The 14,327-nt window shown below is 57.4% G+C and carries 3 protein-coding genes, 3 rRNA genes and 1 pseudogene; 6 read left to right on the top strand and 1 reads right to left on the bottom strand.

Annotated features, from left to right (window positions below; all coding sequences use genetic code 11):
* Positions 1 to 89: 89 nt before the first annotated feature.
* The 5 genes from BAD_RS08500 to BAD_RS08480 all read left to right on the top strand — a co-directional run bounded on the left by BAD_RS08500 (position 90) and on the right by BAD_RS08480 (position 11,781).
* Positions 90 to 3,008, top strand: coding sequence for a glycoside hydrolase family 3 protein (locus BAD_RS08500; RefSeq protein WP_041777452.1), 2,919 nt, complete (start codon positions 90 to 92; stop codon positions 3,006 to 3,008).
* Between the two features lie 685 nt (positions 3,009 to 3,693).
* A 16S ribosomal RNA gene (locus BAD_RS08495) occupies positions 3,694 to 5,223 on the top strand.
* Positions 5,224 to 5,665: 442 nt separating this feature from the next.
* Positions 5,666 to 8,741, top strand: a 23S ribosomal RNA gene (locus tag BAD_RS08490).
* Positions 8,742 to 8,944: 203 nt separating this feature from the next.
* Positions 8,945 to 9,061: ribosomal RNA gene (rrf, locus tag BAD_RS08485) — 5S ribosomal RNA — on the top strand.
* The 16S, 23S and 5S rRNA genes sit together here, the layout of an rRNA operon.
* 275 nt (positions 9,062 to 9,336) lie before the next feature.
* Positions 9,337 to 11,781 (top strand): glycoside hydrolase family 3 N-terminal domain-containing protein, encoded by a 2,445-nt coding sequence (locus tag BAD_RS08480; protein WP_231837084.1) that lies wholly within the window; start codon positions 9,337 to 9,339, stop codon positions 11,779 to 11,781.
* Between the two features lie 429 nt (positions 11,782 to 12,210).
* Here the strand turns inward: BAD_RS08480 and BAD_RS09460 are convergent.
* Positions 12,211 to 12,453, bottom strand: a pseudogene (locus tag BAD_RS09460) (UTRA domain-containing protein); the annotation flags it as partial.
* Positions 12,454 to 12,649: 196 nt separating this feature from the next.
* On the opposite strand from BAD_RS09460, the gene BAD_RS08475 reads away from it, so the two are divergent.
* On the top strand, positions 12,650 to 13,903 hold the full coding sequence (locus BAD_RS08475) for a PD-(D/E)XK nuclease family protein (RefSeq protein WP_167524188.1): 1,254 nt from the start codon (positions 12,650 to 12,652) through the stop codon (positions 13,901 to 13,903).
* Positions 13,904 to 14,327: the final 424 nt, after the last annotated feature.

Here is a 14,327-nt window from a genome sequence, read left to right as displayed (position 1 = left end):
CGGGGCAGTGTTGAATGGTTTCGTGGTTCCGATAAAGGCATTGGAGCCAATGTGTCGTTTGGTTATGAGAATCAAGGAGGAGGCAGACCATGCTGCAAATCAACATGGCTGATGTCATGAACGTCATCGGTTCATTGACACCATATCTGATTGCGATCGGCGTGCTATTCGTGCTCGCGCTGATCATCACCTTCGCCGTCAACAAGAAGACGGTCAAGGACGTGGCGACCCGTAAGATCGTCCATTCCGAATCCTGGCTGGTGGCGCTGGTAGGCATCGTCGTGGCCGTGTCCATGATGCTGACCGGCCCGCTTTCCACGCTGCTCAACAATGCGACCATCACCAAGTACACGCTGTCCGACGCCACGGTTTCCAAGGCCAACGAGCTGGCCAAGGATGTGCAGTCGGAGGCCGTCACCCTGCTGAAGAATGACGATTCCAACCTGCCGCTGTCCGGCAAGAAGGTCAACGTGTTCGGCTGGGGCTCCACCAACCCCGTCTACGGCGGCACCGGCTCCGGCTCCATGTCGAAGCAGTACAAGACCGTCTCCCTGCTTGACGGCATGAAGCAGGCTGGCCTGAAGACCAATACGGAGCTGAGCAAGCTGTACACGGACTACCGCAAGGATCGTCCTGAGGTCGGCATGTTCGCTCAGGATTGGACCCTGCCCGAGGTGCCGGCCAAGCAGTACTCCGACAAGCTGGTCTCCGACGCGAAGGATTTCTCGGACGAGGCCGTGGTCGTGCTGACCCGTGTCGGCGGCGAGGGCGCGGACCTGCCGACGGACATGAAGGCGAAGGGTATCACCTACAAGAACAACTCCAAGGATTATGACGACTTCCAGAAGGGTGAGAGCTTCCTTCAGTTGTCGAAGACCGAGCGTGACATGATCGACCTGGTCACCAGCAACTTCAAGAAGGTGACGCTCGTCTACAACGGCGCGAACACGTTCCAGTTCGATTTCCTCAACGACTATCCGCAGATCCAGTCCGTCGTGTGGTGCCCGCCGGCTGGCCAGACCGGTTTCTCCGCCCTTGGTGAGGTGCTTGCCGGTGAGACCAACCCGTCCGGCAAGACCTCCGACACCTTCCTCAAGGATCTGACCAAGTCGGTGTCCTATAACAACTTCGGCAAGTTCGAATACACCAATATGGCAGACAAGGCAGCCAAGTACAAGGGCTTCACGGGTGACGACGTCACTGCCATTCCGGGCTTTGTCAACTACTCCGAAGGCATCTATGTGGGCTACAAGTTCTATGAGACCGCTTCGGACGAAGGCCTGATTAATTATGATGACACCGTCGCGTTCCCGTTCGGCTATGGCCTGTCCTACACCTCGTTCGATCAGAAGCTCGACAGCGTGAAGTACAAGGGTGGCAAGGTGACCGTCACCGCCACCGTGACCAACACCGGCGATAAGGCCGGCAAGGACGTGGTCGAGGCCTACTACAACCCGCCGTACACCGACGGCGGCATCGAGAAGGCGTCCAAGAACCTGGCCGGCTTCGAGAAGACCAAGGAACTGCAGCCGGGCGAGTCCCAGAAGGTCACCGTCAAGTTCGATGACGACGACATGGCGTCCTACGACTACAAGGGCGCGAAGGCGTACGTGCTGGAGAAGGGCGATTATGACATCTCCATCCAGTCCGATTCGCACCACGTGATCGATCACAAGGCGATCACCGTGAAGGACACCGTCACCTACGATTCCGATTCGAACACCCACAATGGCGACAAGACCGTGGCCACGAACCAGTTCGATGATGTGGCGGGCGATGTGACGTACCTGTCCCGCGCCGACCACTTCGCGAACTACAAGGAGGCCACCGCCGCCCCGACCAACTTCAAGATGTCCGACAAGGCCAAGGAAACCTTCTACAACAACTCGAACTACGATCCGAAGAAGTTCGACAAGGATTCCGACAAGATGCCGACCACCGGTGCCAAGAACGGTCTGAAGCTGTCCGATATGTACGGCAAGGACTATGACGACGCCGATTGGGACAAGCTGCTCGACCAGCTCACCTTCGACGATATGGACAACCTCATCGCCAATGGTGGCTATGGCACCCAGGCTCTGAAGTCCGTCGGCAAGATCCAGCTGACCGATGCGGACGGCCCGGCATCGCTGAATAACAACTTCACCGGCGTTGGCTCCATCGGCTTCCCGGCTTCCACGGCATTCGCCTGCACTTGGAACAAGGATCTCGCCAAGCAGTTCGGTGAGATGATCGGCGACATGGCCCACGACATGCACGTGGCTGGCTGGTACGCACCGGCCATGAACATCCACCGCAACGCGTTCTCCGGCCGTACCTTCGAGTACTTCTCCGAGGATTCGCTGCTCTCCGGCGTGATGGCATCCAGCGAGATCTCCGGTGCCAAGTCCAAGGGCGTGTACTCCTTCATGAAGCACTTCGCTCTGAATGACCAGGAGACCAAGCGTACGGAAATGCTGTGCACGTGGACGAACGAGCAGGCCATGCGTGAGATCTATCTGAAGCCGTTCGAGATGAGCGTGAAGGAAGGCGGCGCCCAGGCCGTGATGAGCTCCTTCAACTACATCGGCAACACCTATGCCGGCGCCGACAGCGCGCTGCTGCAGACCGTGCTGCGCGGCGAGTGGGGCTTCAAAGGCTTCGTCCTGACCGACTACTTCGGCGGCTACGGCTACCAGAACGCCGATCAGGAAGTGCGTGCGGGCAACGATTCGATGCTTGCCACCACCAAGATCACCAACCACATCACCGATAAGTCCGCCACTTCCGTGAAGGCCATGCGTCAGGCCGCGCACAACATCCTGTACACGGCCGCCAACAGCTGGCAGTACGCGAATGGCGAGCCGAAGGTCGCCACCCCGATCTGGAAGACCGCCATGTACGTGGCTTGGGGCGTGGTTGCGGTGCTCGTGATCGGTCTGGAGTTCCTGACCATCAAGCGCTACCTGAGCCGCAAGAAGGCCGTCGCCACGATTGAGCCGGCTGCAGAGCCCGCTCAGGCCGAGTGATTGGCTGATAACTGAAAACCAATAATTGAATACCAAGCCGGGAGTCTCCGTGGAACATGGAGCCTCCCGGCTTTTGCATCTCATTGCCTTCGTTCGGATCCGTGTGCTGCTTTTTCTTGGCGCTGTATTTCCTGATATTGCATTGGTGCGGTTGTCAGGCTATGGATCCCATATCGCGTTCATAGCGCAGATGGCTGCATTGTTCGCGTCTTCGCTTCATCCGCATTTGGCTTTGCGATTCCGACACGCCGTGGGTTGTTGTTTTCGCGTTCACCTGGCCGTGGTTTTAGCGTCCTATGATGGTGTCATCAACGGTTTCAGGTCGCGTTTGGCTCGTTTTCGACACGCCGATGGAACGTTGGATTTCCAACGGTTTCACGCTTCGTCATGCCCGTCGGGTTGCGCGTTTGCGGGTTCTCGTGTAAGTTTATCTCTTGCTGCTCAGCACGGCGGCCTGGCTCCTTGAGTTTGGGGCGGTCTGCTGGTGCGGTGGTGGTTTGAGAACTCAAGAGCGTATTTGTACTACTTCTTTATAGTCAATGATTGCCAGTTCATCGTCCGCTCCTTGCGAGTGGCCGGGAGGCCTTGAAGGACGGTGAGGTTTTTGTGCGATGCGCCTTTCCTTATAAGGCGATCGTCAATTTTCTTAGATGAGAGTCACGTGTTGGCTTTCCGCATAAGTTTTTTTGTGGAGGGTTCGATTCTGGCTCAGGATGAACGCTGGCGGCGTGCTTAACACATGCAAGTCGAACGGGATCGGCTGGAGCTTGCTCCGGCCGTGAGAGTGGCGAACGGGTGAGTAATGCGTGACCGACCTGCCCCATACACCGGAATAGCTCCTGGAAACGGGTGGTAATGCCGGATGCTCCAGTTGGATGCATGTCCTTCTGGGAAAGATTCTATCGGTATGGGATGGGGTCGCGTCCTATCAGCTTGATGGCGGGGTAACGGCCCACCATGGCTTCGACGGGTAGCCGGCCTGAGAGGGCGACCGGCCACATTGGGACTGAGATACGGCCCAGACTCCTACGGGAGGCAGCAGTGGGGAATATTGCACAATGGGCGCAAGCCTGATGCAGCGACGCCGCGTGCGGGATGACGGCCTTCGGGTTGTAAACCGCTTTTGACTGGGAGCAAGCCCTTCGGGGTGAGTGTACCTTTCGAATAAGCACCGGCTAACTACGTGCCAGCAGCCGCGGTAATACGTAGGGTGCAAGCGTTATCCGGAATTATTGGGCGTAAAGGGCTCGTAGGCGGTTCGTCGCGTCCGGTGTGAAAGTCCATCGCTTAACGGTGGATCCGCGCCGGGTACGGGCGGGCTTGAGTGCGGTAGGGGAGACTGGAATTCCCGGTGTAACGGTGGAATGTGTAGATATCGGGAAGAACACCAATGGCGAAGGCAGGTCTCTGGGCCGTCACTGACGCTGAGGAGCGAAAGCGTGGGGAGCGAACAGGATTAGATACCCTGGTAGTCCACGCCGTAAACGGTGGATGCTGGATGTGGGGACCATTCCACGGTCTCCGTGTCGGAGCCAACGCGTTAAGCATCCCGCCTGGGGAGTACGGCCGCAAGGCTAAAACTCAAAGAAATTGACGGGGGCCCGCACAAGCGGCGGAGCATGCGGATTAATTCGATGCAACGCGAAGAACCTTACCTGGGCTTGACATGTTCCCGACAGCCCCAGAGATGGGGCCTCCCTTCGGGGCGGGTTCACAGGTGGTGCATGGTCGTCGTCAGCTCGTGTCGTGAGATGTTGGGTTAAGTCCCGCAACGAGCGCAACCCTCGCCCTGTGTTGCCAGCACGTCGTGGTGGGAACTCACGGGGGACCGCCGGGGTCAACTCGGAGGAAGGTGGGGATGACGTCAGATCATCATGCCCCTTACGTCCAGGGCTTCACGCATGCTACAATGGCCGGTACAACGGGATGCGACCTCGTGAGGGGGAGCGGATCCCTTAAAACCGGTCTCAGTTCGGATTGGAGTCTGCAACCCGACTCCATGAAGGCGGAGTCGCTAGTAATCGCGGATCAGCAACGCCGCGGTGAATGCGTTCCCGGGCCTTGTACACACCGCCCGTCAAGTCATGAAAGTGGGTAGCACCCGAAGCCGGTGGCCCAACCTTTTTGGGGGGAGCCGTCTAAGGTGAGACTCGTGATTGGGACTAAGTCGTAACAAGGTAGCCGTACCGGAAGGTGCGGCTGGATCACCTCCTTTCTACGGAGAATACAGTCCATGTTTTTGGACAGTGTGAGCCACATGGACGCCGGCAGTCGGCGTCGTTGTTGTGGATGCTGGTGTGGAAGAGATCATGGGCTTGGACGTCCCGTCGGGATGTCCGGGAGTGGTATGGGTATGCTTTTGGGCTCCCGGACCGCCACCCCACGGGTTTTCTGTGGCGCGGTTCGATGCCCATGCGTGGTGGCCGGTCCTGGGTGGCTGGTCGGATCGTGTGGCGCGTGGTGGTTTGAGAACTGGATAGTGGACGCGAGCAAGAGAAACTGAAAGAACGTTTCTTTTTGCTTATCGCGATTTCGCCAAACTCTTCAATTGAGTTTGGTTTCGAGATCGATCGTTTTGTGATCATTTTAGTGTTAAGATTTGTCGTCTGGCGATCTTGCTATCAGGAAACCCGCGGGTGGGACAATGGTCTTGCTGTTGTGCCGCTTGCGAGGGCGTATGGTGGATGCCTTGGCAGACAGTACCGATGAAGGACGTTTGAGGATGCGATAATCCTAGGGGAGCCTCCAACATGGCTTTGATCCTAGGGTCTCCGAATGGGGGAACCCGCCGGCCGTCATGGGCCGGCACCGCCTATGGGCGGGGGGTACGCAGGGAAGTGAAACATCTCAGTACCTGCAGGAAGGGATACTCCGTGAGTAGTGGCGAGCGAAAGCGGATCAGACCAAACCGGTTGCGCGTGATACCCGTCGGGGGTTGCGTTGCCGGTGTTGTGGGATCACGTGTCCCGGTTCCGACGGGCCGGGCGGGAGTCATAAAACGGCTTGCCAGGGGAACAGGCTTGAAGGCCTGGCCGTAGAGGGTGCCAGCCCCGTACCTGGACGTGAGCCGTCTTCCGATCGTGTTGTCCCAAGTAGCGCGGGCCTCGTGGAATCCCGCGTGAATCAGCCCAGACCGTTGGGTAAGTCTAAGCATACCTGTCTGACCGATAGCGTACCAGTACCGTGAGGGAAAGGTGAAAAGCACCCCGGGAGGGGAGTGAAACAGTTCCTGAAACCGTGCGCCCACAAACCGTCGGAGCCTCCCTGGTGGGGTGACGGCGTGCCTATCGAAAAATGAGTCTGCGAGTCAGTGGCGGGTGGCGAGCATAAGCCGTGTGGCGTATGCGTAGCGAAAGCGAGTCCGAATAGGGCGTTTTCAGTCGCTTGTCCTGGACCCGAAGCGGGATGATCTAGCCCTGGGCAGGTTGAAGCGCGGGTAAGACCGCGTGGAGGACCGAACCCACCTGGGTTGAAAACCGGGGGGATGACCTGGGGCTAGGGGTGAAAGGCCAATCAAATTCCGTGATAGCTGGTTCTCTCCGAAATGCATTTAGGTGCAGCGTCGGTCGATTGCGTCGCGGGGGTAGAGCTACCGGATGCTTGCGGGCCCTTGTTGGGTACCAACAGCAGCCGAACTCCGAATACCGTTGACGTGTATTCCGGCAGTGAGTCGGCGGGGGATAAGCTCCGTCGTCGAGAGGGAGACAGCCCAGACCGTCGTCTAAGGTCCCGAAGCGTGTGCTAAGTGGGAAAGGATGTGGAGTCGCATAGACAGCCAGGAGGTTGGCTCAGAAGCAGCCATCCTTGAAAGAGTGCGTAACAGCTCACTGGTCTAGTGGTTCCGCGCCGACAATGTAGCGGGGCTCAAGCACACCACCGAAGACGCGGCAGCAATCTTCATGGTTGCTGGGTAGGAGAGCGTCCTGCGAGGGGCGAAGCGGCGGTGGAAACCGGCCGTGGACTTCGTGGGAGTGAGAATGCAGACATGAGTAGCGAGAGACGGGTGAGGATCCCGTCCGCTGGATGACCAAGGGTTCCGGGGCCACGTTCGTCGTCCCCGGGTGAGTCGGGTCCTAAGGCGAGGCCGACAGGCGTAGTCGAATGGATGAACGGGTGGATATTCCCGTACCGACCATGGACCGGCAAAACCGAGACGGTGAGTACTAACCTCCGCCTCGTGGTGGTTCCTTCCTTCGGGTTGGTATCGCCGCGTGGTGTTGGGAGCGTAGCCGCAGTAGGTCAGCGCAGGGGTGACACGGAATGGGAGCCGGCCGCGGAGGTGGTTTTCCGTGGTCAAGCACGCAGCCAGTCATGTAGGCAAATCCGCATGGCATGCATGGCGAGGTGTGATGATGGGAGCCGTTATGGTTCGATATCCGGTTGTCCAGGCCGTCGAGAAAAGCCTCGGCGTGAGGGCTATGGCCGCCCGTACCCCAAACCGACACTGGTGGTCAGGTAGAGAATACCAAGGCGATCGAGCGAATCCTGGTCAAGGAACTCGGCAAATCACTCCCGTGCCTTCGGTATAAGGGAGACCCACTGGGGTGAAGGACCTTGCGTCCGGAGCTTTGGTGGGTGGCACAGACCAGGGGGTAGCGACTGTTTACCAAAAACACAGGTGCATGCGAAGGCGAAAGCCGCTGTATATGCACTGACGCCTGCCCGGTGCCGGAAGGTTAAGAGGATCCGTCAATCCCTTCGGGGACGAAGCGGTGAATTCAAGCCCCGGTAAACGGCGGTGGTAACTATAACCATCCTAAGGTAGCGAAATTCCTTGTCGGGTAAGTTCCGACCTGCACGAATGGCGTAACGACTTCCCCACTGTCTCGACCAGGAGCTCGGCGAAATTGCAGTACGAGTAAAGATGCTCGTTAAGCGCAGAAGGACGAAAAGACCCCGGGACCTTTACTATACCTTGGTATTGGCGTTAGGCGCGGATTGTGTAGCATAGGCGGGAGGCTTCGAAGCGGGTGCGCCAGCATTCGTGGAGCCGCAAGGTGAAATACCGCTCTGTTCTCGTTTGACGTCTAACCTCGACAAGTCATCCTTGTCAGGGACAGTGCCTGGCGGGTAGTTCAACTGGGGCGGTTGCCTCCCAAAGAGTAACGGAGGCGCTCAAAGGTCCGCTCAGCCCGGTTGGCAATCGGGTGTCGAGTGTAATCGCACAAGCGGGCTTGACTGCGAGGACGACGGTCCGAGCAGGGACGAAAGTCGGAGATAGTGATCCGGTGCCGGCGCACGGGCGCGGCATCGCTCAACGGATAAAAGGTACCCCGGGGATAACAGGCTGATCATTCCCAAGAGTCCATATCGACGGGATGGTTTGGCACCTCGATGTCGGCTCGTCGCATCCTGGGGCTGGAGCAGGTCCCAAGGGTTCGGCTGTTCGCCGATTAAAGCGGCACGCGAGCTGGGTTCAGAACGTCGTGAGACAGTTTGGTCTCTATCCTCTGCGCTCGTTGGAATCCTGAGGAGGCCTGCCCATAGTACGAGAGGACCTGGGTGGACGAACCTCTGGTATGCCGGTTGTCGCGCCAGCGGCACGGCCGGTTGGCTACGTTCGGGAGGGATAACCGCTGAAAGCATCTAAGCGGGAAGCCTGCTCCAAGATTAGGATTCCGTACGGTCTTGAACTGTTGTAGCCCGCATGTTGAACACGTGTTTGATAGGCCGGAGGTGGAAGCCCCGTGAGGGGTGGAGCCGACCGGTACTAACGGGCGACGGCGACATAACATTCCGATCCTTTTGCGGGATTGGTTCCGCGTCTTTCCTGTGCTGGATCGTCCTGGACGGCAATATGCGTTGGGATGGTCACTGAACGATACAACGGTAGGCTTTGCCTCGCGTCCGCTAGCCGGTTCCCAGACCGCCACGGTTCATAACATAATGGCCGGAATGGCCGCCATGTTTTGGTTGTCGTTCCGTGATTGCGGTTTTGCGGTGGTCATAGCCCTGGTGAGACGCCCGGTCCCATTCCGAACCCGGTAGCTAAGGCCAGGCGCGGCGATGGTACTGCACTCGAGAGGGTGTGGGAGAGTAGCACGCCGCCGCTTCACATGTTGGGCCTCCCGGTCGAGCCTTTGGCTCCCGGGAGGCCCCTTTTTTATCCTCTCCTCCGGGACCTGTCTCCCGGCCGGGCCTTCCGGCCCCCAGGAGGCCCCTTTATTTAAAACTCTTTATCCCTCTAGGTTTTTGTCTTAATCGGCCCTCCCGGCTATATGGTCTGGGCTTCGTTGATCCAAAAGTCTCGCATCTGGTTTTCTGATTCCGTTTTAAAAACAATTTATTCCGTTAAACTTGCAGTTTATTCATATCGGATTGACTGACAATGCCGCGTTCCATGTACAACCACGCCGACAAGCAGGAAGACAAGGAGAAGAGCTACATCGAGCTTGACTCCACCGAAACCGAAATCATCAAATACCTTAATGACAACTACAAGGACGTGATTCTTCTCGTCAAATCCAGTGCTGCCATGGAACTCGACTGGCTCAAGCAGTACCCGAACATCAAGGCCGTCGTGTATTCGCAGAACGTCACCAACGCCCTTGCCAAGGTGTTCTCCGGGGAAGTGAATCCCTCCGGCAGGACCGTCGACACATTCGCCGCGGATGCGCTGGCCTCACCGGCCGCGCAGAACTTCGGCAGCTACCAGTATTACGACGAGAACGGCAAAGCCACCAAATACAATTATGTGGATTACGCGGAAGGTATCTACGTCGGCTACAAGTATTACGAGACCCGTTACGAGGACAAGGTCCTCGGTCAGGGCAACGCGGGCGATTACGATTACGCCAAGGAAGTCGTGTACCCGTTCGGGTACGGATTAAGCTACACCGATTTCAAATGGTCAGATTTCTCCGTTGCGCGGCATGGCAATGATTTCGTCGCTACCGTGACCGTGACGAATACCGGCGATACAGCAGGCAAGGACGTTGTGGAACTGTACGCGCAGTCGCCATACACCGATTACGACAAGCGGAACGCCGTCGAGAAGGCATCCGTGAACTTGGTCGGATATGGCAAGACCTCCGAACTCAAGCCGGGGACCAGCGAAACCGTGCGAATCACCTTCGGCAAGGATCAGCTCAAGGCATACGACTACAAGGGCGCGAAGACCTACATCCTTGACGCTGGACAGTATCGCTTCACCGCGGCCACCGACGCCAACCAAGCGGTCAACAATATCCTTGCCGACAAAGGCAAGACCGTGGCCGACGGCATGACTTCGGAAGGTGACAAGACCATGGTGGCCAGCTGGACACCGGAGAACACTGATGCGGACACCACTACATTCGCCTCCGACTCCACCACCGGCAAGGCCATCTCCAACCTGTTCGATGCGGCTTCCGATCCGGAAGTGGCCTATCTGTCCCGTTCCGATTGGACTGGTACCTTCCCGAAGCATTACGGCGAATCCTCCGGTGAGATCAATACCTGGGGCAATGAGATTAATTGCAAGGACTCCGACGGTAATAACGCGTCCTGCACGTGGAAGAAGACCGCTTCCACCAAACTCATCAAACATCTTGAAGGAAACGACTCCGGCACCACCGTCGACAAGGACTCCATCATGGATACGCCGACATTCGGCAAGAAGAACGGGTTGAAGGTCTCCGACATGCGCGGATTGGCTTATGACGACGCGCAATGGGACAAGATCCTTGACGAGCTCACCGAGGACGATTACAACCAGCTCATCTACTTCTCCGGCTACGGCGTGGACTACATCAAATCCGTGGACAAGCCGTTCCAAACCGATGCTGATTCGGCCACCGGTTGGATGTACGGAGGCACCGGCAAGACCTTCCCAAGCATCATGATGCTCACCCAGACCTGGAACGCCCAACTGGCGGAGGACCTCGGCGAGATGATGGGCAACGAGGCTCTGCTGGGCGGCGCGAATGGCTGGTACGCTCCAGCTATGAACATCCACAGGACCCCATTCTCCGGACGTAACGGCGAATACTATTCCGAGGATGGCTACATGTCCGGGTCCATGGCTTCCCTCGAGGTCAAAGGCGCGGCCACCAAGGGCGTGTACAGCTACATCAAGCACTTCGCCCTTAACGACCAGGAGAACCACCGTGGTGACAGGCCTGGCAACTTCTCCGTGGCAACCTGGTCCAACGAACAGGCCATCCGCGAGATTTATCTGAAGCCATTCGACATGTGCATGCACCTTGGTGATATGGACATGAAGACTGTGGTGAAGAAGTCCGATGGAACCTATGAGAACAAGGTCGTCAAGACTCCGATCGCCAAAGGTGTGATGACATCGTTCAACCGTATCGGCGCCACTTGGACCGGCGGCAGCCATGCACTGATCCAGCAACTGCTACGCGACGAATGGGGATTCAATGGTCTGATCATCACCGACAACGCCAACACCGGCAAATTCATGAGCCCATACCAGATGCTGGAGGCGGGAGCCGACATCAAACTGCTGAACGTGAGCGATGATCCGACCGGAGAGAAACTCGATTTCAATGATGCGGCGACCTACCACTACGCACGTCAGGCCATGCACCACTTGCTGTACACGGTCGCGAATACGAACTGCATGAACGGCGCATTGCCTGGTGCTGGCTTCAAGTTCAGCAATGGAATGAAGACCATACAGATTGTGTTCAACACGGTATGTAGCGTGATTCTGGCGATGCTTGCCTTCTTCTCCGTGTGGCGTTGGATGCCGGGCACGATTAAGCGCGTTGCGGCCCGTAAGGAAGCGCGTGTGGCCAGGAAGGCTGCTCGTAAGGCGGCGAAGGGCTGATTTCTCGTGAATCAAGCCTGACCTTCCTTCTTGAATAACGTTGGCGGATGACCATGCTTTTATAGGTCGTCCGCCAACGTCTGTCTGACGCTTACGTTTCCTTGCCGAATTCATGCCAGAAGATGCATTCCGTCTTGGGAAATGGCTGTTCATGGCTGGACTGGCGGCTGACGGAGCTGATTGAGACCGCTGGATGAGGTTGTTCCTCAAATCGTCTTTGATGTTGTGAGACGCACCTTGTTGGCCGGATAGGTATTCTGCGACAGCACCACTGAGTGACCGTCCGAGTCGAGCGCTCGGGAGAACACGCGTAGCAGCGGCGCTCCGGTCTGCAGTCTTAGATGACGGATGCAACGGCCCATGGCCCGGCACTACTTCGATGGTTTCCTCGACGGTATGGATGTCGGCGCTGCAGGCCGTTCGCAGCAACTGGTAGATGAAGCCGGTCGAATCCAGCTCCAGGAATGACGGATAGCCCCGTTGATTGATGTAGGTCTGCTCGTATGAAATGGGTTCGTCTCCGATTGTGCGAATTCGTTCGATGCGGGCCAGCCGGCTGCCAGCATCCGTCTGTGGCGCGCGGTCCGCTGCGACACTGCCATCGTCTTCAATCCCGACAACGTCGTGGTATGCGTCGCGGAGATCAGGGGGAGTCGTCAGACGTCGTGACATCATGCACATAGGGTTCCTTGGACGGGTTGCGGGCGACGGGTACGGGCCGTGGTACGAAAAAATCCTCGAACGCTGGACGCTGAAACGCATGAATGGGTGGCCATCCGAACGAATATAAGATGGATGCGGGGTGGGCGGTCCTGCCCGATGAAGGAATGCAGGCTGTGATTGTTTTCCGGAAAGGGTGGCGATGGCTTTGGAAGATGATTCCACCAAGGAGGACAGGAAGGCGCTAGAAGAATTCCTTGCCGACTCCGGATGCCTGGATCGGCTGTCCAAATGGACGCGCGGGTTCAACGCGTTCGACGTCCTCGGGATTGCACGCGCCGAGATCCGGCACAGCAACGTCCTCGCCTGGCTCATGGACCCCGCCGAGAACCATGGGTTAGACGACGGCGTGATCCGCGGCTTCGTGGATTACGCTGCGCGAGGGATGGGAGGCGACGGGGTCTTCGACGATCTGCTTATGGACTGCGACGGCTTCTCGATCCGTCGTGAATGGCACTGTATTGACATTCTTGCGGTGAACTATGACGCGGGCTATGTCCTTTGCATTGAGAACAAGATCTTCTCCGGCGAGCATGACGACCAACTTGCCAGATACTGCGGAGAGGTTGAGAAGGCTTATCCGGCTTACCGGCGTCGGTTCATATTCCTCACCCCGGATGCGAGGAACGCGTCGAAAGCCTCCGATGCCGAGGATTGGCTCGCCATGGGGTATGGGGACGTGCTCGGCATCATCGGCCAGGCGGTCGAGGCTCATGGGCCGGCTCCGGCGCAGGCTCAGTTCATTTCGGAATACATGGACGCCGTGAGGAGGGACATTTTGGGAGACGAGGAACTCGAACGTATCTGCATGAAAATCTACAAGAAACACAAGAGGGCGCTGGATCTGATTATTAACTGCAAAAACGACCTGATCCCCAGGATAAACGAACATTGCAAAGAATGGGCCAGGCGGAAGGCCAAGGACGATGAGATTGTGTTCGACGAGGGGGATTGTGGCAAGCGCATAACGAGATTCAGGACCAAACTCATGTCGCTGATTCTGCCCGATGGTGACGGGCCGAACAGCAGTTGGAAAACCTGCTGCAACTATTTTTATGAGATCAAAGTCCAAGACGGGGATGACGGGCCTGAAATACGTTGCCAACTGTGCTTCGACTCCTGTGGCCTTGACGGGAAACGGATGGAAATCTACGACAGAATAAGCCGAAGCATCCCATGCCTTGAGACATGGTCGAATGGTAAGAATTGGTGGCATATCCATTGGATCTGGCCGGATGCGGGCAAGAGCTTCCAGCTCGTGCCTGCAGATTTTGACGAGGAATGGTTGAACAAACAGCTCGACGACATGCTCGGACGTCTTAAGGAGTTCGAGCGCGGACTCTCCGAAGAGAAATGGGTCAAGGACCTGCTCGCCGGCAAGGATGCCGCGGAACGAGCCTGACCTCCATTCCGCAAGCCGGCCGGGTCGCCGCGCGACGTTTTACCGTTAATCTGTAGAATCGTCGGAATCGGCGTTTGATGCAGTCGCGCGGTCGGAACAGTGCCGCTCGGTATCCGGAAAAGTGCGGAAATCGGGTAAAACGGGTTTTCAAAAAGTGTGGAAATCGGGAAACCAGGGATGACGGCCATGTTTTGACGGGGTGCGCAATGCCATGCTCGGATGAAGGGGGTGATTTCATGGCGGAATGGCGCCGTTTTTAAGGGGTGCATAGGGTGCACAGGTGGCCATGGAAGGGCGGCTCTCCCTCATGAAATGTTACGGAAGGGCAAAAACTCGCTCATAAAAGTGTGAGATGAGGATGCCGGATGTTTCAGAGAAAACGATGACAAGGTCAGCGATGACCACATCGCCGTATCGCCATTCG

The organism is Bifidobacterium adolescentis ATCC 15703 (assembly GCF_000010425.1).
GTDB classification, from domain to species: Bacteria; Actinomycetota; Actinomycetes; order Actinomycetales; family Bifidobacteriaceae; genus Bifidobacterium; species Bifidobacterium adolescentis.
Note: the sequence above shows the minus strand (reverse complement) of the source record. Positions and strands in the feature narration are given on the sequence as shown.